This window comes from Arthrobacter sp. Soil736 (assembly GCF_001428005.1).
Classification (GTDB): domain Bacteria; phylum Actinomycetota; class Actinomycetes; order Actinomycetales; family Micrococcaceae; genus Arthrobacter.
Genome location: NZ_LMSB01000012.1, coordinates 93098 through 119520, shown reverse-complemented (window position 1 = coordinate 119520; position 26423 = coordinate 93098). Strand labels below are relative to the sequence as shown.

Annotated in this window: 16 protein-coding genes and 2 pseudogenes; 8 read left to right on the top strand and 10 right to left on the bottom strand. The window is 66.1% G+C overall.

Annotated features, from left to right (window positions below):
• Positions 1 to 24: 24 nt before the first annotated feature.
• From ASG92_RS08920 to ASG92_RS08890, 7 genes and pseudogenes are all read right to left on the bottom strand, one after another.
• Positions 25 to 1218, bottom strand: a pseudogene (locus ASG92_RS08920) (Tn3 family transposase); the annotation flags it as partial.
• Positions 1219 to 1362: 144 nt separating this feature from the next.
• Complete coding sequence (locus ASG92_RS08915) at positions 1363 to 1935, bottom strand: recombinase family protein (protein ID WP_056626919.1); 573 nt, start codon at positions 1933 to 1935, stop codon at positions 1363 to 1365.
• A gap of 124 nt (positions 1936 to 2059) precedes the next feature.
• Positions 2060 to 4798, bottom strand: a complete 2739-nt coding sequence (locus ASG92_RS08910; protein ID WP_056626916.1) for a beta-eliminating lyase-related protein — start codon at positions 4796 to 4798, stop codon at positions 2060 to 2062.
• Positions 4799 to 5343: 545 nt separating this feature from the next.
• Positions 5344 to 7107, bottom strand: coding sequence for a biotin carboxylase N-terminal domain-containing protein (locus ASG92_RS08905; protein ID WP_056626915.1), 1764 nt, complete (start codon positions 7105 to 7107; stop codon positions 5344 to 5346).
• Positions 7108 to 7110: 3 nt separating this feature from the next.
• On the bottom strand, positions 7111 to 8829 hold the full coding sequence (locus tag ASG92_RS08900) for a carboxyltransferase domain-containing protein (protein ID WP_240987062.1): 1719 nt from the start codon (positions 8827 to 8829) through the stop codon (positions 7111 to 7113).
• 32 nt (positions 8830 to 8861) lie between these two features.
• Positions 8862 to 10196, bottom strand: coding sequence for an MFS transporter (locus ASG92_RS08895; RefSeq protein WP_056626913.1), 1335 nt, complete (start codon positions 10194 to 10196; stop codon positions 8862 to 8864).
• 58 nt (positions 10197 to 10254) lie between these two features.
• Entirely contained in the window at positions 10255 to 11013 is a 759-nt protein-coding gene (locus ASG92_RS08890; RefSeq protein WP_056626912.1) for a 5-oxoprolinase subunit PxpA, read from the bottom strand.
• A gap of 142 nt (positions 11014 to 11155) precedes the next feature.
• Here ASG92_RS08890 and ASG92_RS08885 point away from each other — a divergent pair, with 142 nt between their 5' ends.
• The 3 genes and pseudogenes from ASG92_RS08885 to ASG92_RS08870 all read left to right on the top strand — a co-directional run bounded on the left by ASG92_RS08885 (position 11156) and on the right by ASG92_RS08870 (position 17596).
• Positions 11156 to 11764 (top strand): GntR family transcriptional regulator, encoded by a 609-nt coding sequence (locus tag ASG92_RS08885; protein WP_082579400.1) that lies wholly within the window; start codon positions 11156 to 11158, stop codon positions 11762 to 11764.
• A gap of 399 nt (positions 11765 to 12163) precedes the next feature.
• Positions 12164 to 12529: pseudogene (locus tag ASG92_RS29700) on the top strand (transposase); the annotation flags it as partial.
• 210 nt (positions 12530 to 12739) lie between these two features.
• Positions 12740 to 17596, top strand: a complete 4857-nt coding sequence (locus tag ASG92_RS08870; protein WP_056626910.1) for an NAD-glutamate dehydrogenase — start codon at positions 12740 to 12742, stop codon at positions 17594 to 17596.
• On the opposite strand, the gene ASG92_RS08865 is transcribed toward ASG92_RS08870, so the two are convergent.
• Positions 17597 to 17848: a hypothetical protein gene (locus tag ASG92_RS08865; RefSeq protein WP_157372156.1), complete on the bottom strand. Its 252-nt coding sequence runs from the start codon at positions 17846 to 17848 to the stop codon at positions 17597 to 17599. It lies immediately after the preceding gene.
• Between the two features lie 572 nt (positions 17849 to 18420).
• On the opposite strand from ASG92_RS08865, the gene ASG92_RS08860 reads away from it, so the two are divergent.
• Positions 18421 to 19020 (top strand): hypothetical protein, encoded by a 600-nt coding sequence (locus ASG92_RS08860; RefSeq protein WP_056626908.1) that lies wholly within the window; start codon positions 18421 to 18423, stop codon positions 19018 to 19020.
• A gap of 398 nt (positions 19021 to 19418) precedes the next feature.
• Here the strand turns inward: ASG92_RS08860 and ASG92_RS08855 are convergent, their stop codons facing one another.
• Both ASG92_RS08855 and ASG92_RS08850 read right to left on the bottom strand, forming a co-directional pair.
• On the bottom strand, positions 19419 to 20693 hold the full coding sequence (locus ASG92_RS08855; protein ID WP_200951941.1) for an MFS transporter: 1275 nt from the start codon (positions 20691 to 20693) through the stop codon (positions 19419 to 19421).
• Positions 20694 to 20807: 114 nt separating this feature from the next.
• Positions 20808 to 21569, bottom strand: coding sequence for a VOC family protein (locus ASG92_RS08850; RefSeq protein WP_056626906.1), 762 nt, complete (start codon positions 21567 to 21569; stop codon positions 20808 to 20810).
• Positions 21570 to 21896: 327 nt separating this feature from the next.
• Here ASG92_RS08850 and ASG92_RS08845 point away from each other — a divergent pair, with 327 nt between their 5' ends.
• From ASG92_RS08845 to ASG92_RS08830, 4 genes are all read left to right on the top strand, one after another.
• Positions 21897 to 22436 (top strand): dihydrofolate reductase family protein, encoded by a 540-nt coding sequence (locus ASG92_RS08845; RefSeq protein WP_056626905.1) that lies wholly within the window; start codon positions 21897 to 21899, stop codon positions 22434 to 22436.
• A 104-nt stretch (positions 22437 to 22540) separates the two neighbouring features.
• Positions 22541 to 23839 carry an SWIM zinc finger family protein gene (locus tag ASG92_RS08840; protein ID WP_056627382.1) on the top strand — a complete coding sequence of 433 codons (1299 nt, stop codon included), beginning with the start codon at positions 22541 to 22543 and terminating at the stop codon, positions 23837 to 23839.
• A complete protein-coding gene (locus ASG92_RS08835) occupies positions 23836 to 25317 on the top strand; it encodes a DUF5691 domain-containing protein (protein ID WP_056626904.1) in 1482 nt (493 codons plus the stop codon). The genes ASG92_RS08840 and ASG92_RS08835 overlap by 4 nt, the downstream gene beginning before the upstream one ends.
• Entirely contained in the window at positions 25314 to 26423 is a 1110-nt protein-coding gene (locus tag ASG92_RS08830) for an AAA family ATPase (RefSeq protein WP_056626903.1), read from the top strand. Before ASG92_RS08835 ends, ASG92_RS08830 begins: the two co-directional genes overlap by 4 nt.

Genomic DNA, 26423 nt, shown 5'->3' with positions numbered 1-26423 from the left:
TGTGAAAAAGTGAAATATCCAACGCTAAGGTTTTGCCGTGCGGCGCAATGGCCTGTAGTTGCCGGGTTTGATCTGGTTGGCGCGGGGCCAGGTGTAGTCGCCGGTGGGGTTGATGTGTTCCCACCCCAGGGGTGAGAGGAACCGCAGGAGGTCAGGATCCGTCGTACCGCCGTTGCTGTTCAGGGTGGTGATGGTGCGGTCAAGGTAGACGGTGTTCCAGAGAACGATGGCGGCGGTGAGGAGGTTCAGCCCGCTGGCGCGGTAGCGCTGTTGTTCGAAGGAACGGTCGCGGATCTCGCCGAGCCGGTTGAAGAATACTGCCCGGGCCAGGGTGTTCCGGGCTTCGCCCTTGTTCAGGCCGGCGGTGACTTTCCGGCGGAGGTCAGGGTCTTGGAGCCAGTCCAGCAGGAAGAGGGTCCGTTCCATTCTTCCGAGTTCGCGCAGCGCGAGGGCTAGCCCATTTTGGCGGGGGTAGCTGCCGAGCTTCCGCATCATCAGGGACGCCATCACGGCGCCGGTTTTGATGGACGTGGCAAGCCGGAGGATCTCGTCCCAATGCTGGGCGATCGTTCTCGTGCTGATAGCCCCGCCGATCAGCGGAAACAACCTTGAAAGTTCTGGATCGTTGGTGGGCGTGTAGAGACGGGTGTCACCGATGTTGCGGATACGTGGTGAGAACCGGTAGCCGAGCAGGTGCATGAGGGCGAAAAGATGGTCTGTGAATCCTGCTGTGTCGGTGTAGTGTTCCTGGATTTGCAGTTCGGATTCGTGGTAGAGCAGTCCGTCCAGGACGTAGGTGGCGTCGCGGTCTCCGACGTTGATGAGTTTGCTGTGGAATGGCGAGTACTGGTCCGAGACGTGCGTATAGACGAGTCGTCCCGGCTCGGCACCATATTTCGGGTTCACATGGCCGGTGGACTCGGCCTTGCTGCTGGCACGGAACCGCTGGCCATCTGAAGAAGACGTGGTCCCATCTCCCCATTGCGTGGCGTAGGGGTGGCCGTGCTGGGTGTTCACGAGCTGCGCGAGAGCAGCACTGTACGTTTCATCGCGAATGTACGAGGCTTGGTGGCGGTCCAGCTGGGCGTACGTGACGCCGGTGCACGACTCGGCCATCTCGGTCAGTCCCAGGTTGATGCCGTCGGCCAGTATTGCGGTGAGCAGGAGCTGCTTATCTTTGGAAGGTTGGCCGGATTTGAGACTCGTGAAGTGTCGGGTGTTCCAGTGGGCATTGCCAGGATCTGGCCACGCTCGGCAGCCGTGAGTAGGGGACGTAGGGCCAATTCGGAAGTCCTTATCTACGAGACAGCTGGGCCTCACGGGGCATGCCGTCGTTCTGATGTGACATGCGCGGCCCGTCGTTCATGGTTTCGCGAGGTGCCGGTAGATGGTGGGCCGGGTAACGCCGAATTCCTGGGCGATGTGCTCGACGGTATGAGCCCGTCTCCCGTCGGGGCCCTTCTCTTCATACATTTCGCGGGCCAGCTTGACCTGGCGGGGGCCGAGTTTTGGTTTCTGCCCGCCGGTCCGGCCCCGTGCACGTGCGGCGGCCAGCCCGTCACGGGTCCGTTCGGACATCAAAGAATGCTCGAACTCGGCGATTGAGCCGAGGATCTGGAAGAACATCCGGCCGATGGCGGTGGATGTGTCGATTCCTTGGTCAAGGACGACGAGGTCCACGCCGCGCTCCTGCAGCGTGTTGGACAAGTCGATGAGGTGTTCCAACGACCGCCCGAGCCGGTCGAGTTTGGTGACGACGAGCTGATCACCTGCCCGGTTGGCCGAGAGCAGCGCTTTGTCGAGTTCGGGCCTGCGGGCCAGCTTCCCCGAGGCCGTGTCGAGGAAGATCTGCTCGCAGCCAGCCGCGCGCAGGGCGTCGTGTTGGGCCTCGGGGTGCTGTTCGGGTGTTGAGACACGTCCGTATCCGATTCGCATCACCAAAACGTATCACCAACCGGGTTGGACGTTACACAGGCGCGTACACGGGAAGCATTACAAGGTCCGCCGCGTGGTTCCGCCACTCTGCAAAAATTCCGCGCAATGGTCCCGGACCCCCGTATCAGTTTGCAGTTGCCCCAGTCATTACCCGGTATCCGAGTTCGTGGTTGTATCCGTGGATCTCACGGGTGTCCAGTGCGGACATGAATGCCAGGATCCCGGCGGTGATGACCTGGCCCGGTACCAGGATGGGAAATCCCGGCGGGTAGGGAGTAACGAATCCGGCGGAGACCACCTCGTGGCCCGCCGCTACCCGCCGGGTCAGCTCGGCCGGGGAAAGGTATTCGCATGATCCCGGCTTGTAGCTTTCGAAGTAGGCCGCTCGGATGTTTCCGTCCGGGGTGTGCGGGTCGCGTCGGTAGCGGTCCGCGAAATGGCTGAAGTCCGGCAGCGGCCGGGGTTCGCTGGTGAGCGCTGCGCCGCGGGCCGCGTGGGCTCGTTGGCCGAGCGGGCTCAGTGCGGCCTGCTCGTCTTCGAAGCTTTCGGCCAGTTTGACGAGAACCTCGATGAGGTAGGCGACGGAGCTGCGGCTGGTGCCGATGTTGGTCATGAACAGGACACTGTTTCTGGAGGTCTTGTTGACCTGGATCCCAAACTTGTCCATGAGGTATTCGTGTTTGAAGGTGTCGCCGTCGACGCCGGTCAGGCCGATATATAGGGTCAGTCGGCTGGGGTCAACGACGAATTCGTCCCGCCGCCAGGCCTCGTCCATGGCCGCGAGCCCGTCCCGAAGCGGCATCGGCCTGTCGCTTTCGCGATACTCCTCCGGGATCAGGTCCCGGGTGGTGAGGGTGCGGAAATACTTCTTCAGGAGGGGATGACGTGCCACTGCCTGGGCGATGCTGACGGCGAGATCGGCCTGCTTTTGTACCAGTTCGAACCCCTCGAATTCGACCTGTCGGCGTCCGATGTCCAGTGAGGCCAGGATCTGATAGTTCGGTGAGGTCGAAGTGTGCGTCATATAGGCTTCGCGGAATGCTTCCTCGTTGAGGTGGCTGAAGTCCTGGTCGAAGACGTGGATCATGGAGCCCTGGCGCAGCGAGGTGAGGGTCTTGTGCGTTGATTGGGTGGCGTAGACCCGCAGACGGGCGGTTGCCGGATCCGGCACGAGTCGGGTCTTCATCCACACTTCGTCGGCGAGGGGCTCGTTCGTGTCGGGATCGTAGAGTTCCTTCACCTGCGCCGCATGGCGAAGCGTGTAGGAGGGGTCCTTGAAGGCCGCCTCCAGTTTTCGTGCCGCGGCCATCGCGGTCCGGCGGCGATAGACATGGTGGAAGCCGGCGAACCCGAACCAGGCCTCGTCCCACAGGAACACCAGGTCCGGTTTGATCGCCAGGCACTCTTCCATGACCCGCTCGACGTCGTAGACGATGCCGTCGAAGGTGCAGTTCGTCAGCGCGATCATCTTGACCTCCTCCAGCCGTCCAACCCGGCGGTAGTCCAGCAGCATCGCCTTGATGCTGGCCAGCGGGACGGCGCCGTAGAACGAGTAATCGTGCAGGGGGTAGGCATCCAGGTAGGCGACCTGGGCGCCGGCCAGCATGAGCGCGTAGTGGTGTGACTTGTGGCAGTTACGGTCGACCAGGACCACATCGCCGGGGGCAATGATCGACTGGTGGACGATCTTGTTCGCCGTTGAGGTGCCGTTGGTGACGAAGAACGACTTCTGGGCCCCGAACGCGCGGGCCGCCAGCGTCTGGGCCTCCTTGATGGACCCGTGCGGGTCAAGCAGCGAGTCCAGACCTCCGGAGGTGGTCGAGGTCTCCGCCAGGAGCAGGTTGAGGCCGTAGAACTCGCCCATGTCCTTGATCCATTTGGAGTTCACCACCGACCCGCCGCGGGAGACTGGCAGCGCGTGGAAGACGCCCGCGGGCTTTCTGCTGTAGTACTGAAGGGCGGTGAAGAACGGCGTGTCGTAACGGTCCGTCACTCCGCGCAACAGCGACAGGTGCAGCTCCAAGCTGTCCTCCCGGCGGAAGATTCGGCTGAACCTTCGGGTCAGTGACCCGGCGAGCTCCTCGATCGAGACGCCCGCGACCAGGTAGAGATCGAGTTCGGGCCGCAGCTGCGCGATCTTGTCCGCCAGGCCAAGGATCCGCTCGATGGGCCGCAACGGGGCAATGTCCTCTCCGGCGAATCCGGGAAGGAAGTCGCGCAGGTCATGGCCCAGCCGCTGTCGCGTGGTGGATCCGAACCCCGGCCGAAGAACACAGGCCTGAATATCTGGATTCAACAACACCGCCACGAGCGCGTCCTCAACGCTCGAGACTATTGTCAGCTCGTAGATGAACGCATCGGCAGGCCTGCGCTGGCGCAGCATCTCGGCCCGAAGGGCGTCCCGCTCCGTAGCGGACATGTCATCGACGATGAGGACCTCGAATCTCGGCCGAACCTCCGCCGGGGCCTGCGCGGCCGGCAGCTCGGCACCGGGGGTATCCCTCTCGAGAGAGGATTCGCGCTCCTGAGCACGGGGGCTCAATCTCGCGAAACCGCGGGTGACGGGTTCAATGAGTTCAAGCGCCCCGCGGTAGTCCCCGGCTTCGACGCGCTGGCGCAGCTGGGTGACATGCCGGTGCCCAGGGAACGCCCAATACATCTCGATCGCTTCCAACAGCTGCAGCAGCCGCCTGATCTCACGCGGGAGGCCGTTCACCGAAGCCTCCGGCGCGTGGGCAGCGGCCAACTGCTTGGTGGCGTAGCCCAGGAACTCCCACGCATCGCTGCGCAGCCGCCACACGCTGCTGGGTATCCCGATGAATGGCTCAGCTGCCGCGACCGTCGCCGTCACAACTTCGTTCATGCCTTCATCCCACCTTTTGGCTTCGCGGCTGCCACGGCGACGACGGGAAGGTCCGCGGTGCGGCCGTGGAAAACGTCGCTCGGTCCATGCACCGGCCGGTCTGCGGGGTTGCATGATTCTTCCCTGACCTGGCTCCCCTGTTCGAGGTGGTTGTCTTGAAAATCAGGGGTTGGGCCGTGAGGCATGGTTCTCGTTCCTTGTCTGCCCATGTGCGCCATGCGCACTAGTGGGTGTTGTTGCTGAGCGGGGGATTATGCACACCTCGAAGCACCACATCCGGAGACTCGGAAAGTCGTTGGCTGGGCCGTGGCGAGGTCTTAATGCCGCGGGGGCTGCCTGTTTTCGACGAGGAATCAGTCCACTGTCGGCTGCTCGTGGACGTTCGTACCACGCCTACCGTCCACACATTCATGAAAGATCGAGACTGGAGAGCCGGCTAGACCTTCGAAGAGTCGCCATCGTTGCTGTCAGGACGTTGGCTATCAGGCTTCTCGTCTAGAACCTCCAGCCGGAACGGCGACGGAACGGCCGTCGGCGGACCCGCCCTAGCCGATGAGTGCCAGCACCGCTCGGGCCGTCACCACTCCGCCGGCTTCGGCGCGGAGGCCGGTTACAGTTCCGTCGCGGTGGGCGGAAACCTGGGTTTCCATCTTCATCGCCTCCAAAACAACCACCGGATCCCCTGCCGACACCTCGGCGCCGGGCTCGACGAGCCACTTCACCACGGTGCCGGCCATGTCGGCGCGGAGTTCGCGAGGGTCGGCGTCTCCGCCGGCGTGCGTGGCGCCGTCGGACTCTGAAGCTGCTGTCACTCCGGCGGGAAGGGCCTGACCGGACCGTGCCCAGCCGTCCAGCAGGTCGGCCGGAAGGCCGACGGCGAGCCGGCGGCCATCGATCTCGACCGTGATGGTGCGCCGTTCGCCCTCGGGCGCCGCGGTGCTGAAGCCCGGGTCCGCCGGGATCCGGTCCGCGAAGTCGGTCTCGATCCAGCGGGTGTGGATGCCCAAACCGTTCTCCGAAACGAAGTCCTCGGCCTGCACCACTGCGCGGTGGAACGGGATCACGGTGGCCACGCCCGTGATGCTGAGCTCGGCCAGTGCCCGGCGTGCCCGCCGCAGCGCCTGCTGGCGGTCCGCGCCGGTGACGATCAGCTTCGCCAGGAGGGAGTCGAACTGCGGCGGGACGAAGGAGCCGGAGCGGACGCCGGTGTCCAGGCGCACTCCCGGTCCGGTGGGGCCGTTGAACTCGCCGATGGTGCCGGGTGAGGGCAGGAAGCCGCGTCCGACGTCCTCGGCGTTGATCCGGAATTCGAAGGAGTGTCCGCGGGGCACGGGGTCCTCGGTGAGCCGCAGCCGCTCACCGGCGGCGATCCGGAACTGCTCCTGGACGAGGTCGATCCCGGTGGTTTCCTCGCTAATGGGGTGCTCCACCTGCAGGCGGGTGTTCACCTCGAGGAACGCCACGGTGCCGTCGGCCGCGACCAGGAATTCGACGGTGCCGGCGCCGGAATATCCGGCTTCCCGGCAGACGGCCTTGGCGGCGTCGTAGATCTGGCGGGTCTGCTCGTCAGTCAGGAACGGCGCGGGGGCCTCCTCCACGAGCTTCTGGTGCCGCCGCTGCAGGGAGCAGTCGCGCGTTCCGACGACGACGACGTTGCCGTGCGTGTCGGCCAGCACCTGTGCCTCGACGTGGCGCGGGCGGTCCAGGTAGCGTTCCACGAAGCATTCGCCGCGGCCGAAGGCTGCCACTGCTTCACGGACGGCGGAGTCGAAGGCTTCCTCGATCTCGTCCATGTTCCGGACCACCTTCAGCCCGCGGCCGCCTCCGCCGAAGGCGGCCTTGATGGCGATGGGCAGGCCGTGCTCTTCGGCGAAGGCTCGCGCCTCCGCGGCGGACTCCACAGGCCCGTCGCTGCCTGCCACGAGCGGCGCACCGGCGCGGACGGCAATATCGCGTGCCGTGATCTTGTTGCCCAGCTGGCGGATGGCGTCCGGGGTGGGGCCGATCCACACGAGGCCGGCATCCAGCACTGCCTGGGCAAAATCGGCGTTTTCGGACAGGAAGCCGTACCCGGGGTGGACCGCGTCCGCCCCGGACTCGGCCGCCACGCTGAGCAACTTTCCGATGTTCAGGTAGGTGTCGGCCGGGGAGTTGCCGCCCAGGCTGAAGGCCTCGTCGGCGGCGGCGACGTGCATGGCATCGGCGTCGATGTCCGCATACACGGCGACGGATTCCAGCTGCGCGTCGTTGCAGGCACGGGCAATGCGGACGGCGATTTCACCGCGGTTGGCGATCAGGACCTTGCGCATCAGTTACTCGCTTTTCGTTCGGGAGTCGTCCGGTGAGGCGACAGTTGGTTCGGGGGCAGTTCGTTCTGCAGGGGGTGCGGTGCGGAAGCGGATGCTTCCGCCGATGGGCACCTGGGCTGCGAGGTCCAGTTGGTGGTCCACCACGACGCCGATGACGGGGTAGCCGCCGGTGATGGGGTGGTCGGCAAGGAAGAGCACGGGCAGTCCCTCCGGCGGGATCTGGATGGCGCCCGCCACTGTTCCTTCGCTGAGGAGTTCGCCGGCCCGGCTGCGTTGCAGGGGCTTCCCCTGCAGCCTCATGCCTACCCGGTTGGACTGCGGCTTGACCTCCCAGTCTTGGTCGCACAATGAGTCAAGGGCCGCCTGATCGAACCAGTCGGCGCGCGGGCCGGGGACGATGTCCAGCACGGTGACCCCGTCACGGGGAAAATCGGGCTGAAGTTCGGGGCTTCCCACGACACCGGAGTCCACCACATCGCCGGAGGCGAGCAGCTGTCCGGCGGCCAGAGGTGCCGGGCCGATTCCGGACATGGTGTCGGTGGATCGGCTGCCCAGTACCGGGGTGGCGTCCACGCCGCCGCGGACGGCAAGGTAACTCCGGAACCCTGCTTCGGGAGCGCTGATGCTGAGGATTTCACCGTCGAGCAGGGCGAACGGCGTGGCCATCGGGACCGTGCGTTGCCGGCGGGACTCCCCCTGGCCGGTCGAATCAGCAGGGTCGGTCGAGTCAGCAGGGTCAGACTGTTCAGCGGCGTCCGACGGCGAGACGACAGTCAGCTCCGACGGCGCCCCGGCGACGGCCAGGACCTGGTCTCCTACGGCCTGCACCCTGAGGCCGCCGGCCACGGTTTCGATGGCGGCGGCGGACGGGCCGTTGCCCACCAGGCGGTTGGCCCTGCGGAGCGAGGCCCGGTCCAGCGCCCCGGCGGCAGAGACGCCAAGGGCGGAGTGGCCCTGCCGGCCAAGGTCCTCGATGAGGCTGTGGATTCCGGGCGAAAGAACACGGAGCCCGGAACCGGCCTCCTGTGCCTGCTGCTCCGCTTCCGTCGAAGCAGCAGCGTCCGGTTCCGGGGTAAGGGTCACGGCGTCCCGGACCGCGCGGAACTGCACGCGGTGGCCGGGGCTTGCCAGCGCCGGCTCGGCACGGTTGAGGTCCCACATGCGGGCTCCCGTGCGGCCGATCAGCTGCCAGCCTCCCGGGGACCTGCGCGGGTATACCGCCGAATAGTTTCCGGCCAGGGCCACCGACCCCGCGGGGACGGCGGTGCGCGGTGAACTCCGGCGGGGAACTTCGAGCACCTGGTTCTCCCCGATCATGTATCCGAAGCCGGGCGCGAAGCCGGCGAACGCCACCGTCCAGACTTGGCCGGTATGGGCTGCGATCACACCATCAGTGCCGAGGCCGGTCAGCGTCCCCACTTCGGCGAGATCCTCGCCGTCGTACACGGTCTCAATGACCACCAGGCCGCTGCCCTGCTCCGCCGGCGCGGTGAGCTCCAGCTCAAGGAGGGTCCTTCCGATGCGCCGGGCCGCTGCGGGCGAGTCCGCCCTGACCATTACGGTCTCGGCGGCCGCCAGGACATCCTGCTGCCCCGGAAGCGGTGCCTCGAGGAGCATGGCCTGCAGGGCCAGCACGTCCTGCGTTCCGGAAAGCTCCGCGAGCACCGCGCGGGTTCCCACGGGCCGCACCGAGCGGACCTTATGCACTGTCAGTGCTTCCATGGCTGCCTCAATCATCCGGTTGTCCGCGCCGTTCAGGCGTGGGCATCCTGCAGGAGACGCTCTTCCTCGTCGGTGTGCGGGTCCCTGCCGAGGGCCAGCCCGACGACGGTCACCACCGAGGTTACGAGCAGGTAGGCCGCGATCAGGAACCAGTTGCCGGAGGCTGCGTAGAGGGCGGTGAAGATCAGCGGAGCCACGGCGCCGCCGATCACGCCGGCCAGGGTGTAGGCCAGCGAGCTGCCGGCGTAGCGGAGCCGGGCCGGGAACTGCTCGGTGATGTACGCGGCCTGCGGGCCGTACATAAAGGCGTGGAAGGCAAGGCCGATCACAACGCCCACGGTGAGCATCAGCACCGACTTGCCCTGGACCATGAGGAAGAACACCGGGATGTAGGCGGCAGTGCCCACGGCGGCGATGCCGTAGACGAGGCGCCGGTTGAAGCGGTCAGTAACGGCGCCGGCTACGGGGATCAGCACCAGCTGGAATGCCGAGCCGATGAGGATGGCACCCAGCACGTTGCCGGTGGTCATGCCCAGTTCCCTGGTGGCGTAGACGGCCACAAAAACGGTGAACAGGGCGTACAGGACGTCAGGGCAAACGCGGGAGAGGGCAGCGGCAACCAGGGCGCGGGGTTCCTTGGTGAACACCTCTTTGATGGGGGCCTTGGGCTGTTCGCCGTGTGCCTTGATCGCCTTGAAGACCGGGGTTTCCTCCAGCTTGAGCCGGATGATCAGGCCGAAGACCACCAGCAGTGCGGAAGCCAGGAAGGCCACGCGCCAGCCCCAGGAGAGGAAGGCTTCGTTGCTGAGGCTTGCTGCGAGTATGGCCAGCACGCCGTTGGCCATCAGGTTGCCGGCCGGCGGGCCGATCTGGGCGGCCGAGGACCAGAATCCGCGCCTTTTTGCGTCGCCGAATTCGCCGGAGAGCAGCACCGCACCGCCCCATTCACCGCCGACGCCGATGCCCTGGGCCAGGCGCAGGAGCACCAGGATGATGGGGGCCGCTACGCCGATGACGGAGTAGTCCGGGAGGGCACCGATCAGCACAGTTGCAACACCGATAACCATGAGCGTGATGACAAGGACCTGCTTGCGGCCGATCTTGTCGCCAAGGCGGCCGAAAACCACGCCGCCGATGGGCCGTGCCAGGTAGCCCACCGCGAACGCCGAGAAGGAGAGCAGGAGCCCGACGAATTCGTTATTGCCCGGGAAGAAGATCTTGGGAAAGACCAGCGCGGAGGCCACCGAGTAGATGGCGAAGTCGTAGTATTCCAGCGAAGTGCCGGTGAGGCTCGCGATGTAGGCCTTCAGTGCGCCGGCCGGGATTTTTCTGGTTCCGGCACGGTGATCCGGGTTGAATGTGGTCATGGTTGTCCTCCAGTGTGCGGGGATGCTGCCTGTGTGCTGTTGGCGTGCAGGAAGGGGCTTAGACGAACGACGCGATGGTGATGCCGGCGTCGGAAAGCGCCGCCCTCACTGCGGCAGCCATGGCAACGGCCCCGGGGGAATCGCCATGGACGCAGATGCTGTCTGCATTGATTTTCAGAATGGAGCCGTCCACGGTGCGGATGGCGGAATCGGTGGCCATGCGCAGGACATGCTCGGCCACCTGGGCCGGGTCCTCCAGGACGGCCCCGGGGAGCGAGCGGGAGACGAGGGTGCCGTCGGGGTTGTAGGCCCGGTCCGCAAAGGCTTCGGACACTCCGCGGAGGCCTGCCGCTTCGGCGAGCCGCAGGACCTCCGAGCCCGGCAGTCCGAGGATCGGCAGTTCCGGGTCAACGGACTTTACGGCGTCGACGACGGCGCGCGCCTGGGCGGTGTGCGACACGATGGCGTTGTAGAGACCGCCGTGGGGCTTGACGTACCGGACCCGCCCGCCCTCCGCGGCGGCCAGCGCCTGCAGTGCGCCGATCTGGTAGACGACGTCGTCCGCCAGTTCGGTGGGATCGATGTCCATAAAGCGTCGGCCGAAACCGGCGAGGTCACGGTAGCCCACGTGGGCACCGATCGTGACACCGGCCGCGACGGCTTCCCTGCAAGTACGGCGGATCACGGTGGGGTCACCCGCGTGGAAACCGCAGGCCACATTGGCGCTGGACACGGACCGGAACATAGCCGTGTCGTCACCCAGGGTCCAGCGTCCGAAGGACTCGCCTACGTCACTATTCAGGTCCATGTAAACCATTGTGATCCTCGTCTCATTGGTGTATCCCTTCTAGGATGCACCAATTTTGCCAATTGTTCAACAATTCTTCGATCCAACAATATGACGATCGTGTAAATTCTGGAGTATGGCAAAGTCAGGTGCAGTAGTCCGCAGCACTTCGATGCACGGAGACAATGATGCCGGGCAGGGCAGCGCCGGACGCGGCGCGGCAGCGCGCTTGAGGATCGCCGTGCGATCGGTGGCGGACAGGGTGGCAGCCGAACTGCGCCTGCAACTGGCGGAAGGAATTCTCCTCCCGGGTGCACGGCTTACCGAGTCCACCATCGCCGAAGAGTTGGGTGTCTCCCGCAACACCGTCCGTGAAGCTTTTGCCGAACTGGCCAGCGAGCGGCTGGTGGTGCGCCACCCGAACCGGGGAGTGTTTGTGGCGAGCCTGGTGGCCGGCGATATCCACGATGTCTACACCGTGCGGCGGGCAATCGAGGTCAGCGCCATCCGCGGCGGCGGGACTCGTGAGGCCGTGGCCGCCGTCCGGGCAGCAGTGGAGGAAGGGAAACTCGCCGCAGCCGCTGATGACGAAGAGGGCCTGGGCAGCGCCAACCAGCATTTCCACGGCGCCATTGTGGCGCTGGCCGGCAGCCCGCGGCTGAACGCCATCATGTCCCAGGTCCTGGCCGAGATGCGGCTGTTCTTCCACAAGGCCACCGTCGATGCGCACTTCTACCGTGGATATCTGGATGACAACGAGGAGACCCACGACCCGCTTTGAACGGGACGTTCCAGCCTTGCCACGAACCGCAGCCTCCCGGCCTGCGGGCAAATACCCCGTGACACCACCAGCGCCGCCGAGACCGTAATGGTCAGGGCGGACTCGCCCGCAGCGGCCCGGCGCATCGGAAGGATCCTCCTTGAGCTGGAGCTCACTGCACCGGCGGAGTTCGGTCCGTGGCAGACGGTGTGGAAGCGGCACCGCCGTTTCGCGGCCGACGGGACCTGCGACCCTATCCACGCAAGACTTTGGCCGAAGACGCGGCCGGTCAGATCTACTGGACCGTTTCGGTGGACTGGACGATCAACCGCGCCCACCAGCACGGAACCAACCTGTCCCGCACCACAGGGGAACTGCCGAATTACAAGGAAACTGTTTGCTGAACCTCCGGACCCTGCCGTGGGACGCTCCAGGGGCGGGCTGAGCACCGAAATCCACCATGCGTGCGACGGTAGAGTCCGGCCCCTGGCGATGATTGTGGGACTGGGGCAGGGCGGCGACTGGCCAATGTTCCCCGTCGTGATGGACGCAGTGACGGTCCCGCGGCTTGGCGGCGGACGACCCCAGGACACGGCCTGACGCCGTGATGGGCGACAAGGCATACTCGTCCAGGGCGAACCGGTCGCTGCTGCGCGGGCGCGGCATTAAGACCGTCATACCCGAACCCTCGGATCGTTCGGGCACCGGAAACGCCGCGGATCACGCGGTGGGCGCCCCGTGAACTTCGACTCCGACGCCTATAAAGGCCGCAACAGCGTCGAACGGTCCTTCAACCTCTTCAAACAATGGCCGGAGCTGCCCTGAAAAGCAGCGCACGCTGGTTCGAATCCCGCCACCACGTCTCGGCTTGCTGATCGTTTGCTTGTCCCCGCAGGGGTGGACTGCCTCCCCCGCGCCAGCCATCATGAAAGCAGGCGCGAGGTTCCGGCGACCGCAGCAACACGGCCTCTCCTTGCGCGATGGAGGCGCAGCGCAATGTCCCCAAGAACCGGCCCTGCAGACCATGCCCCGGTGGACCCCTCCGCTGACGACACGGACACGTTCCTGACGGACTACTACGAGCATGTGGCCGACGACGACCTGCGGAACTACACTGCCGAGTCGCTCCGGAACCGTGCACAATACCATCGTTCGCTGGCCGCAACCCGGGACCCGGGCCAGGCCGTCATCGGAGTGCTGAGTGAAACGGACGCCAGCATAGTGGCAATCGTGGCTGAGGACATGCCCTATCTGCTTCCCTCCATCACGGCGGCACTGGCCCGTGACAATGCCGCCATACGCTTGCTGGTCCACCCCACCTTCACCGTTGCCAGGGCCCCCGGGACGAACAAGCTCGTGGACATCCGGCCGGTACCGCTGCGCACTGCTTTGCCGGTGGGGAACGAGCCTTCCGCGATGCCGTCGCGGCATGAATCCAAGGGAGATTTGAGCCGCACGGAGGCCTGGATCGCCGTCGAAATCGCCAGTCTGCCGGATCAGCCCAGCGCCGACCGGCTCATTCTGAATCTCCAGGCGGTCCTGGCCGATGTTCGGGCGGCCGCCGAGGATTCCGCAGCCATCCATCGGCACCTGGCCGCGGAAGTTGCCGTCCTGGATGCCAATGCCGCTGCGGCTGCCGACGCAATCGTGCAGGAGACCAAGGACTTGCTGCTCTGGCTGGACGACGGCAACTTCGTGTTTCTCGGGTACCGCGGCTATAGCCTGGCCGACGACCATGGGCTGCCGGTCCTCGCGGCGCGGCCGGGGTCCGGGCTCGGGCTCCTCCGGCACCGGGAGCAGAGCCTGCCGCTGCAAGGTTCCGCCATGCCGGGGGTCCCGGGTCCGGCCCTGGCCCTCACGAAGGCAGGCATCCGTTCCACAGTCCTCCGGGACGCCTACTTGGACGAAGTCAGCGTCCTGACGTTTGACATGGCCGGCAACCCCACCGGCGAAGCGTGCTTTGTTGGCCTTTTCGCCCCCAGCGCTGCAAGCCGGTCCGTGCTTCAGATCCCGGTCATCCGGGACAAGGTGGCCTCGGTACTGGACCGCTTCGGATTCCCGCCCCGGTCCCATGCCGGCAAGGAACTGCTGGCCGCCATCGAGGCCTATCCGCGTGACGAGCTCTTCCACATCGACGCGGACGATCTGGCCAGCCAGGCGCGCGAAATCCTGCGCCTCCAGGAACGCCACGGCACCCGGCTGTTCCTCAGGCCCGATTCCTATGGACGCTTCATGTCAGCCTTGGTTTTCCTCCCCCGCCGCCGCTACAGCACGGCGGTCAGGCTCAACATCGAGCGGGAACTGCGCGAGGCCTTCAACTCGAAAGCCGTCGAGTTCGAACTTCGCCTCAGCGAGTCGTCCATGGCCCGCGTGTTTTTCCGGATCCTGCTTCCGGGCGGCGGACGGCCCGCCGTCGACGCCTCAGCACTGGAGCTGCGCATCATTGCTGCCACGAGGTCCTGGGCCGAGGGCTTGGACGAGGCGCTGCAGCACAGGTTCCCCGCTGGCGATGCCGCCCGGCTGTCCATGCAGTGGGACCGGGCGTTTCCGGCAAGCTACAAGGCTGACTACGAGGTGGAGGATGCCGTCGAGGACATCATCAAATTCGAAAGCCTTGACGGACCGGACGGCAGGAACCGCGATGACCCGCTGCTTTCCGTCTACGTGCGCCCGGGGACTGCGGTGCTGGCCGAGGACGCCAGGATCCGGCTCTACCTGACACGGCCGCAGAGCCTGACGCAGATTCTGCCGTTCTTCCACAACCTGGGTCTCGAGGTGCTCGACCAGCGGCCCTTCGACGTCCGGCGTGCCGACGGCCACACCTTCTTCCTGTACGACCTCGGGTTGAAATACCCCTCCGGCGTGGACCCCCTGGGCACCAGCGAGCTGCTTGCCGGCTCGTTTTGCGCCGCCATGAGAGGAGACATCGAGTCCGACACCTTTGACGCACTGGTCATCAGGGAAGGAATCGGATGGCGCCAGACAGCCATCCTGCGCGGCTACGCGAAATACCTGCAGCAGCTCGGGACCACCAACTCCTACGGCTTCATGGCGGACACGCTGCGGGCGAATGTCCGGGCCACGCGCGCACTCCTTGCACTGTTCGAGGCAAAGTTTGATCCGGATCTCGACCAGTCAACCCGCCTCAGTGACATCGACTCCGCCAGAAGTGAGCTGACGGCTGCCATTGACGCCGTGCCGGTCCTGGACGCCGACCGGCTGCTGCGTTCCTTCGCGAGCCTCGTCGAGGCCACCCTGCGCACCAATTACTTCCTGACCAAGCCCTACCTCAGCTTCAAGCTCAACCTCTCCGGCGTCACCGTCGCACCTGCCCCCCGGCCAAAATACGAAATCTGGGTCTATTCGCCCCGGGTTGAAGGGGTGCACCTGCGCTTCGGGATGCTGGCCCGCGGCGGGCTTCGCTGGTCCGACCGCCGGGAGGACTTCCGGACGGAGATCCTGGGACTCGTGAAAGCGCAGACCGTCAAGAATGCCGTCATCGTGCCAACGGGTGCCAAGGGTGGTTTCTATCCGAAGCGGCTGCCCGACGCCGCCACGGACCGGGCTGCCTGGCTGGCGGAGGGCCAGGAGAGCTACCGGATCTTCATCCGCGGCATGCTGGACATCACCGACAATCTGCTCACATCCCTCGACGGCGCCCCCGGGTCCACCGAACGGGTGGTACCGCCCGAGCGGGTGGTCCGGCACGATGGCGATGACTACTACCTGGTGGTGGCCGCCGACAAGGGGACGGCCGCGTTCTCGGACATCGCCAATGCCCTGGCCCTCGAGTACGGATTCTGGCTCGGCGATGCCTTCGCCTCGGGCGGCTCGGTGGGCTATGACCACAAGCAGATGGGCATCACGGCACGCGGCGCCTGGGAGTCGGTCCGGCACCATTTCAGGGAGCTGCTCATCGACTCCACGGCCGAGGACTTCACGGTAGTGGGCATCGGCGACATGAGCGGCGACGTGTTCGGCAACGGGATGCTGCTCTCCCGCCACATCCTGCTGGTGGCGGCGTTCGACCACCGACACATCTTCCTGGACCCGAACCCCGATCCGGCCGCCTCCTATGCGGAGCGGCAGCGGCTGTTCGGGCTTCCCCGCTCCTCCTGGGCCGACTACGACGTCTCCAAAATCAGCGCGGGCGGCGGCGTGTTCTCCCGGCGGGAGAAGTCGATCGAGATCACTGAAGCGGTGCGCCTTGCGCTGGGGCTGGAGCCGGGAACGACGGCCATGAGCCCGCCGGAGCTGCTCAAGGCCGTCCTTCTGGCCCCCGTGGACCTGCTCTACAACGGAGGCATCGGCACGTACGTCAAGGCCTCCAGCGAGATCCACGGGGACGTGGGAGACAAGGCCAACGATGCCATCCGTGTCAACGCCAGTCAGCTGAGGACCAGGATCATCGCCGAGGGCGGCAACCTGGGCATCACCCAGCGAGGCAGGATAGAGGCGGCACTGGGCGGGGTCCTGCTGAACACCGATGCGATCGACAACTCCGCCGGCGTGGACTGTTCGGACCACGAAGTGAACATCAAGATCTTCCTCGACCGGATGATCGCCGCGGGAAGGATGTCCCCGGACGAAAGGACAGGCTTCCTGCACTCCCTTCAGGAGGAAGTCGGACGCTTGGTCTTGAAAACCAATGTGGACCAGAACGTGCTCCTCCTCAACGACCGCCAGCTGGTGCTTCACTGGAGCCCGAGCTTTGAGCGGACCATGGACTGGCTGGACGCCGTGACGGACCTGGACAGGAACCTTGAATGCCTGCCCAGCACGGAGCAACTGCATACCCGTCTGCAGACCGGGGCAGGCCTGACATCTCCGGAGCTTTCCGTGCTGGCCGCGTATGCCAAGATCGCGCTGGCCAGGGAACTCACCCTAAGCGGGCTGGCCGATGACCCTTGGTTCTCCCGGACGCTGCGTGACTACTTTCCGCGCCAGCTATCGGAGCGGTTCGGGGAGGAGCTGTTCACGCATCCGCTGCGGCGGCAGATCGTGGCCACTGTTGTTGCCAACGACATGATCAATCTGGGGGGCATTGCCTTCGCCTTCCGGGCAATGGAGGAGACCACGGTATCGGCGGCCGCCGTGGCCCGCGGGTTCGTGGTCATGCGCAAGATCTGGGACTTTGACTCAATCACCGAAGCCCTCGCACAGCTGCCGGCAAGCATCCCCAGCGAGCACGGGTGTGCCGTGGCGCTGGACATGCGCCGCACGCTGGACCGCTCGACACGGTGGTATGTCAACCACGATTTCCGGGACAAGCCAATCGCCGATGCAATGGCCCGGCTCGGGCCCCCCATGTCGCTTCTGCGCTCAAAGTTCGGCAGCTTCCTTCACGGCGTGAATCTGCAGCATGCGGTGATCCGTCTGGCCCACACCGACGCCGTCGGCCTGCCCCATGAATTGGGCGTGCGTGCCTCCGAGATCCTTGTCAGCTATGGTCTTCTGGACATCTCCGCCATATCGGAAGAGCTCCAAGAGCCCGTGGACACAGTGGCTGAAGTGTACTTTGCCGTCTTCGAGCGGATCTCGGCGGTCCCCATTCTTGAACACATCACGGCGCTGCCGCGGGAAACCCACTGGCAGGCCCTCGCGCGGGCGGCGCTTCGGGACGACTTGTATTTGGTCCTTGCAGGCATGACGAAGGCTGTTGTGCGGAATACTCCACGCCCCTCCGCCCCCGGAACCGATCCAGTGGAGCGCATCGTCGCTTGGGAACGCGAAAACATCGAACAGCTCGGCAGGATCCAGGAAACCATCAAGGAGGCCATCAAGCCGGGTCCGGTGGACATTGCAGCATTGTCCGTTGCGGTCAAGCTGTTGCGGGCCTTGGTCAGCCGCTAGCTAGAGGTGCATTTCCCCGGGCTGCGGTTCCATATCGAAGCCACTGGTCCACCAGACCGCGCGGTTTCGGCCTTTGGATTTTGCTCCTCCGCGGCTGTGGCGGCGCAGCTCAGCGGTAGCCAGACGGAGGAACTCGGCGCGGTTGAGGAGCCCCGTCATGCCGTCGCGAGTGGTGCGTGCCCTGAGGTCACTGGTGGGCTGTTCGTTGCTCAGCGCAGCCATGCTGAAGGACACAACCAGCAGAAGCGCCATGATGCCCAGAGTGGTAACGGCCAAACCAACGTAGGCAAGGCATACCGGCCTCCGGGGCACTCTGCCACGAACACTATCCAGCGGCAGGAGTGGTAGGCGGCGAGGAGTCCTGAGGGGACGGCCATCGGCCGTTGGATCCAGGAGGAGCCGGGTTCCATGAGCCACAGTTCGCCGGAGGCCAGCGCGATCCTCAGGGACATCATAGCCAGGTAAACCGCGCCCCTGACCAGTCGCTGTAGGCCGGATTGTCCAGAAGGCAAGCCACGACCGTAATGCCCGGACCGGCCGTCAGCAGCCACGCCTTCGGGCGTACCGTCCTCAACGACCGTGCACCAGCCCGCACGGCGGCGGACCCCATCACGAGCAAGGCGTTTCCCAATGGCTTGGCCCATCGCTGGGTGGATGGTTCCGTCGAAGAGGTAGGCTGCGTATCCGGTGCTGAACAGGATCAACGCGGCACACTACCAGGCGCTGTACGCGGAACGCGTCTGACGGAAAGCGCTCGGCAAACCTTAGCGTCGGATATTTCACTTTTTCACAAGCCATCCCAAGTAACCCCCTTGGCCTCCCCCGTGACTGAAACCTACACAGGAACAGCCACGGTCGAGCTCGGTGATCCCCCGGAAGGTGCCACAGGCGTCGAAATGACACTGACCGTCCTTACGGCCGGTTCGTTCGAGTTCCCGGATGGCGCCAGCGCCACTTTTCACGAACTCCACACGGATACGCGTGCGAACTCGTCGGGTTACACGATCCCTCTCGCCCCCGGGCAGCACTGCGTGACGATCAAGGCCGAGCCTGAAAGCCGCTGGCAGCTCACCGCCAAATACGTGAAGCAAGTGAGAACCGCATTGGGTGTCAACGCCAAAGGCGAAACCTACGGCGTCGAAAGCCAGGAGAACGGAACTCCGGATTTGATCGCCGTCATTGCGACCAACGGCGGATCCGGTTACGTCTATGCCAAAGACCTCTATGGCGGGCCCATGCCCACCAGCCCGGAGGACGCAGTGAAGAACTTCAACACCCCACGCCCACCGAGGGAAATCCCGGTGTACCTCAGCGACGGAGAAACCAGAGTCGGAATCTTCGAAGCAGCGGGCTCCGGCGGCGGCATACCGTCCTATCCGTCCCGGTCCCCCGCCCTGCCAACCGCGGACGCGCCGGCGAACTGAAACCCGGCTTGAGCCATCGTCCGGCGGACTGATCGAACGGCTGATGGGGGTAGCGTTCGGGGCGAAGGTTAGGGCCGCCAAAGTAACTACCGGACAGGTTGTTGCCCGTCCTGATACGTCGTTCGGGGCGGTTCAGCCTTCGGCGTGCCAGGCATCGAGCACCACGCGGCCACGCGGCGAGTTCAGCGCGGCACTGAGCGGCGCGCCCTGCCCCGGGTCTAGAGGAATGGCCCGCACTCAGGGCAGCTTCAAAGCGTCGAGCGCCTGCGGCGGAGAGATGGCCAATTTCGCTATGCGAATTAGTAGCAAAGGCTTCAGACGCCGACGCGCATCCGTGCAGGGGCTGTGGCCATGGCCGTCAGCCACGACCACGTCGCCGCGGGCCCGGTCGACTGCGTCTACGACGGCTGGGCCTCCGTGTTCGGCGTGCTGGCTGCGGCGTTGGCCACATCAGCCTGGGCGTGCTGCTGACGGCTCGCCAGCAGGAAGGGCACCGCGATCAACTCGATCACGCCGCCGATCGTCAGCGAGGCGGCGTAGCCGTAGACATCGGCTGCCCGGCCGAGCAGCGGCTGCACCACCACGCCACCGCTTGATCCCATGAGTGAGTCGAAGCTCAGGACTGTTGCTCGCTGCTTCGAGTCGATCATGTCGTTCAGGTACGCCTGCCGCACCGGGGTGCCCGCTGCGGCGACCAGGGCCCAGAGCGCCAGGAGTGCCAGGGCCGCCCAGAACACCTGGGTGAACCCGAGCACGGCCAAAAGCATTGCGCCCACGCTGCTGCTCAGAATCAGCACCGTTGTGCGCTTGCGAACCAGACGCCGGATGCGGGGGGCCAGCCACCCGCCAAGCACCTGCGTTCCAGCCACGATTGCCGCCGCAAGACCGGCGATGGAATACGCGTGCGGGTCGCCGAACAGCTCAAGCAGGAACGGCTGCAGGGCGTAGAACACATAGATCCCGACGCCGGCGCTGAACGGCGCGGCCAGCATCACATAGCGTACGGGTGGATTCTTCAGTCCGTTCTCGATCGAGGCGGAGAGTACGGCACGGGTCGCCTGAAGCGGGTGGGTCGAGCGTTCGGGGGTGAAACCGACATCATGCATGAGCCAGAAGGCGACGGCGAACATGGCCACCAGCACGCCCACGCGCACCAGAAACGGCACGCCGAGATTGGTGACCTGCGCGATCACGCCGCCGGCCACCGAGCCCACGAGCATCGCGACGCCCGACACCATCTGTCCCCGCCCGAGCACCGTTTCCAGCCCGCCCTCGTATCCCGCGAAGCGCAACGCGTCGACGAGCCAGGCCTCAACCGCACCCGAGAAGAATGTGAAGCCCAGGCCGAGCAAAACGGACACCACCGCCCACGACCAGAACGGCGCGGAAAGCTGCCAGAGCACGTAGTAGAGGTAGGTCGATGCCGCCAGGGTCACGGTGCCGAGCAGGAATGAAACGCGGCGACCCCAACCGTCGGCTACTACTCCGGTGGGCACCTCGAACAGCACCATGCCGGCCGTGAAGAACGCGTTAGCGGCAAAGGCCTCGAGGTTGCTGAGTCCGGCGTCCAAGAGGAAGAGGGTGTTGATTCCCCAGATGAACGAGGCTGCAAGCGTATTGCCCAGCGTCAACGTGAGATAAATCCGCTGGGTCTTTCGGGCGGCGGCGTTCATCGCGCCGCCTTCCCCGCCACGGCGAAGGTGCAGCACGTTCCTATTCTCGTCCCACTCGTCGGCGCCTGCCAGAGCCGACACAAACAGGAGGTTTGGCGCCGATGGCCGGGGACGTCAGCTGGCGGTCGCGCTGACCGCGATGACGCCACCTTGGGGGTCGCCGATCACCGCGCTGCGAAATCCCGGGGTGTTCATCGGCGCCATCAAGATACTGCCGCCTAGGGCTACGGCGTGCCGGGCGATGGAGTCCGCATCGCGGACGGCGAAATTGACGCTCCAATGCGGCGGGACTGCCACGCCGTCTGTCGCCGTCACGGCGGCCACGACTCGTCCTGAGCGCCGCCACAGCAAGAACGCAGCGTCAGGCACCGGCTCAAGTTCCCAATCAAACATTGCGCCGTAGAACGCCTGCGCTCGCTCGACATCTGTCGTGTGCAGCGAGCTCATCGCCCAGGAGTTCGGCTCATCGGCCAGCTCAGCCCCGTCGGCCTCGCCAGCCTGCCACAGGCAGAACGGGACGCCGGTGCCGTCGGCCACCACAGCAAGGCCGCCATCTGGGCCGACACCAAACGGTCCTGCCAGGCGCGTAGCTCCCGCTTGCTCAGCACGGGCGAGGCTCTGCACGACGTCGTCGACGCGCACGTGGGTGTTCCACGTCGGCCGGGAAAGCGCCGGCGCCTGGCCGATCCCTGCCACCAGACGCCCGCGGAGGCGCGCAGCAAAGTAGTCGCCCCCTAGCCCTGTCGGCATCGGGGTGGGATCGTCGAAACTCCAGCCGAAGAGCGGTCCGTAGAAGTCCATGGCGGCCCGGGGATCGGGCTGGAAAGTGTCGACGCGACACGGCGCGCCGACTGAGTGGGTATCTCGGGTTGTCATTGAGGCGTCCTTCTGTTCCTGGAAATCACTTCGATGAGGTCGGGCAAGAGTTCGGCGGTGATGTTGTGTCCCATGCCAGCGTATTCGAGCGAGGTCGCGCCTGCGGTTATCGCAAGCGGTGCGTCAGGATCCGGCGCGAAGCCAGCCGCCGTGCCGGTCCCCACTGGCAAGGCGGGTAGGCGCCCACTGTTGCGGCCCAAAGCCCGTCGCTAGACTTGAAACCCGCCGAAGGGATCCCTGACTTCGTCGCGGGAGAGGCACGGCCGTGACGCACAACGACATCGGAGAACCCGCAGCGGCCAACGGTCGTATCTGAAGGAGATCTTCATGGGCAAGCTCACCGTCACCGCCTTTACTACCCTGGATAACGTCGCCGAGGAGCCCCAACTCTGGTCGGGCGACTTTTTTAGCAAAGCCACGGGCGCATTCAATGAGGAAGTGCTGGCTGAGGCGGACTCGATGCTGCTCGGCCGGGTGACCTATGACGGTTTCGCCGCCTCCTGGCCCGCCCGATCCGGCGACTTCATTTCCGACAAGTTCAACGCCATGCCCAAGTATGTCGTGTCGACCACCCTGGAACACGCGGACTGGAACAACAGCACGGTTATCGCTGACGACATACCCGGCCGGGTCCGCGCCCTTCGCGAGCGGGAGAACGTGATCGTTTGGGGAAGCCCGACGCTCGTCAGGATGCTCATGGCGCAGAATCTGGTCGACGAGTACGTTCTGCTGGTCTCGCCCATTGTGCTCGGGCAGGGCAAGAAAACGTTGCCGGAGGACGGAACCCGGCACACGCTGCGGATCGTCGAACAGCGGCTCCTCGAAGGCGGGATGCTGGCGCTGCGGATGACACCAGCAACGGCTTGAGGAGCGAGGCCGAAGAGCCGTCGGCGCGTCGGGCACGGCCCTCCCGGCCGCCACACCGCCGTGCATCTCTTGCGGAGCCGAGGACGTCGGGCAGAATGTCCTTCATGGGGCGTTGGAGCGAGGAGAGGGTGATCAGCGCCGCGCCCGACGCACCTTCCCTGGCAGCCGCCCGAAAGCTGGCACGTTCGGGTCCATGGTCCGATACAGGCAGCAACGACGTCCTGGTCTGGGGCAAGTGCCAAGGCAGCGGAAAGACTCCCTATCAGGTGAGCGTAGACATTGCCGCCCCCGCGTATCGTTGCTCGTGCCCGAGCCGGAAGTTCCCGTGCAAGCACGCGCTGGCACTGCTTCTTCTCTGGGCCCGGGGCGAAATGGCCGACGGCGGCGCGGAGACTGCCGACTTCGCAGAGGAATGGGCCGCCCAGCGGGCGGACCGCGCCGCCGCCCGGGAGCGCCGCCAGTCGGAGCAGCAGACGGATCCGGCAGCACAGGCCAAGCGGCTGGCCGACAGGCTCACGCTGATGGATGCGGGGATCGCCGACTTCGCCCGCTGGCTGACGGATCTTGTGCGGACCGGCCTGGCCTCTGCCCGCAACCAGCCGTATTCCTGGTGGGACGGTGTGGCAGGGCGCTTGGTCGACGCCCAGCTCCCCGGTCTGGCCGAGCAAGTGCGGGCCATGGGCTCGGACGTCCATGCCCGGGCCGATTGGGCCGACCATCTGCTCTTGCGGACCGGCCGCTGGTGGGCAATGACCAAAGCCTGGACCAAGCGGGACGAACTGACCGCCACTGAGTTTGCCGACCTCCGGGTGGCAGTAGGCTGGGCGATGGCGTCGGCCGAAGTCCAGGCCGCTGAATCACTCCCCGGTCCGTGGCTGGTGCTCGGTGCCCACCGCAGCGATGACGGGCGGCTCCAGCAACAACGGACCTGGCTTCGCGGACCCGACGAAACGGTGGTGGTCGTGCTCGATTTTGCTGCCCAGGGTGAGGCACTCGCGACACCCCAGCTCGCGGGCGCCCTGTTGGACGTCACCCTCGCACGGTATCCCGGCTCCGCACCGCAGCGGGCAATGTTCACCAGTCCTGTGGCCCCGCGGGGCCTGGCCGACGGCCTCGGCGGGGGTTGCAGCATTGCCCAGGCGTTGGAAATGGAATCGGCTGCGGTCGCCCTCTCTCCGTGGCGTGAGCGGCACCCCGTGCTGTTCGCCGGGGTCCGTGTCTGCCCGGGTGAGCCCGGCTGGCTGTTGGACGGCTCCGGCGATGCCCTCCGCCTGGTCGACGCGCCTGTGGACTCCCTGCTGGCGCTCACCGGCAGCCACCCGATCCAGCTATTTGGCGAACTGGAGGAGGGCCGCGTGCGGCCGCTCGCCGTCGTCGTCGATGGAACAGTGCTGACGCCATGACCTGGCTGGCAGATCTTCGCAGTTCAGCGCTCGTCGGCACGGGGCGGCACGCAGTGCCGGCACCGGCCGCCGAGCTGGAATTCCGGCCGCCCGACGGCCTGTCCCGCGAGGAGTTGCTGCTCGACCAGGCGGCGCTGGCCGATGTCGTCACCCGTGCCGCCCGCCGCCCCAGTATGGTGGACACCGCCAAACTTCCTGACGCGGCGCCGCCGGAGGATGCCCGGCCCGCCTCCGCTGACGCCGTGCGGCTGTTGGACCTGCTACTCAACCAGCCCCCGGTGGGTCCGGAGCTACGAACGCAGCTGGTGACCGACTGGCTACAGTTCGCGGCCGCGTCCGGGCGGCGGGTTCCGCACCGCTTGATCCCTGGCGTGCTCGCCCTGGCCGAGGCAAAGCCGGCCGTGGCAGAGCATGTGGATCCGGCCATCGGAACCCGGGGCCGCTGGCTTCAGGGCCTCAGGCAAAAGGGTTCCGGGCCAAAGGGACCCGCCCCAAAGGGTTCCGGTCCGCATCCCGCGACGACGATCGACTGGGCAGAGCTGAGGACGGCTGACGCCACAGCGGAACTGGAACGGCTCCGGCACATTGACCCGGCGGCCGCCCGCGACCGGGTGCACTCGCACTGGGACACGCTCAGTGCCCGGGAACGTGCCGCCCATCTGGCCGCCTTCGCCATCAACCTCGAACTCGCCGACGAAGGCCTGCTGGAAAAAGCGCTGGACGACAAAGCAATAAGCGTGCGGGACGTCGCCGCCGACCTGCTGGACCGGCTCCCCGGGAGCGCCCGTGGTAACCGCATGGCCGCCCGCCTGAAGCCTCTGCTGCGCGTCAAAGGCTTGCTGCGCAAGCAGTTCGAGATCGACCTGCCGCCCGATCCGGACCCCGCCGCCCTGCGCGACGGGATCGCCGCTGCTCCTCGCACCGGCGAACCCGACCGGCTGGGGCGGCTGGACACGATCATCCGCGGCGCCCCGCTCGGCGAGTGGACGACGGTCGCCGACCGCAGCACGGCCGCGACACTGGCAATGCTTGACGGCGAACCCCGCGTGATCGACACGATAATCGCCACCGCTGCCCTCCGTGCCGACGCCGAGTGGGTGCGCGCGCTGCTCGATATCCGCACCGACGCGGGGCTGCTGGGTTGCCTGCCCGCAGCCGAACGGGAGCAGGCGCTCCTGCGCCACATCCGCAGCGGCACGGCTCAGCCGATGGCGCTGGTCCCCTTGCTGCGCGACCTGCCGAGGCCGTGGGGCCCGCCATTGGCCAACGCCGTCCTGGAGCTGCTAACCGCAAAGAACGGCGGCCAGCTGGCGACCATGCTGTCGGGGTTCCTGCCGATGGCGCTGCCGCCCGACACGGCAGACCAGTGCCGCCGCTTGCTCCAACGTTCCGACGACGACGGCCCTCGGCGCCGCGTGTTCCGTGACGTCGTGCAATACCAATCGTTCCGACAATCGCTGACGGAGGCTTTCCAATGACCGATGCCCAGACCGCTGCCCCGGAGATTCTCCGCGCCCACGCGGAAACCGCCTACGCCGACGAACTCCAGGCCCTGGCCGCCGTCGATGATCGTCCCCGGCCGCCCAGCTGGCGGCTGTCCCCCTGGGCGGTGGCCACCTACATCCTTGGCGGCACGCTGCCGGACGGCACGGAGGTCAGCCCGAAGTACCTGGGATCGGCCCGGCTGGTGGAAATCGCCGTGGCGTCCCTTGCCACTGACCGGGGCCTGCTGCTGCTCGGAGTGCCGGGGACGGCGAAGACCTGGCTCGGCGAGCACCTGGCGGCGGCCATCTCGGGCACCTCCACGTTGGTGGTGCAGGGCACCGCGGGCACGCCGGAAGAGGCGCTGAGGTACGGCTGGAACTACGCGAGGCTGCTCGCTGACGGCCCTTCCCGGGCGGCCCTGGTGGCCGGGCCGGTGATGCGAGCCATGGAGTCCGGCAGCCTGGTGCGGGTGGAAGAACTCACCCGCATCCCGTCGGACGTGCAGGACTCCCTCATCACGATCATGAGCGAGAAGACCCTGCCCATCCCCGAACTCAACGCAGAGGTGCAGGCGATCAAGGGATTCAACGTCATTGCCACAGCGAATAACCGCGACAAGGGCGTCAACGACCTGTCGTCGGCGCTGCGCCGCCGGTTCAACACCGTGGTCTTGCCGCTGCCCGACAGCCTCGATCAGGAGGTCGAGATTGTCACCACCCGCGTGCGCAGCCTTGGCGCAGCTCTCGAGCTTCCGGCCGACCTTGCAGCACTCTCTGAGATCCGCCGGGTGGTCACGGTGATGCGGGAACTGCGTGCCGGCCTCACCCAGGACCAGCGGACCACCCTCAAGTCACCGTCGGCAACCCTGTCCACCGCAGAAGCCATCTCGGTCATGACGAATGGCCTGTCTCTGGCGGCCCACTTCGGTGACGGCAGCGTCCGCGCCGAGGACGTGGCGGCCAGCCTGGTCGGAGCGGTGGTCAAGGATCCCGTTCAGGACCGGGTGATCTGGCAGGAATACTTGGAAACCGTGGTCCGCAACCGGCCCGAGTGGAAAGACCTCTACCGGGCCTGCCGCGACCTCGAGACCGCGAACTGA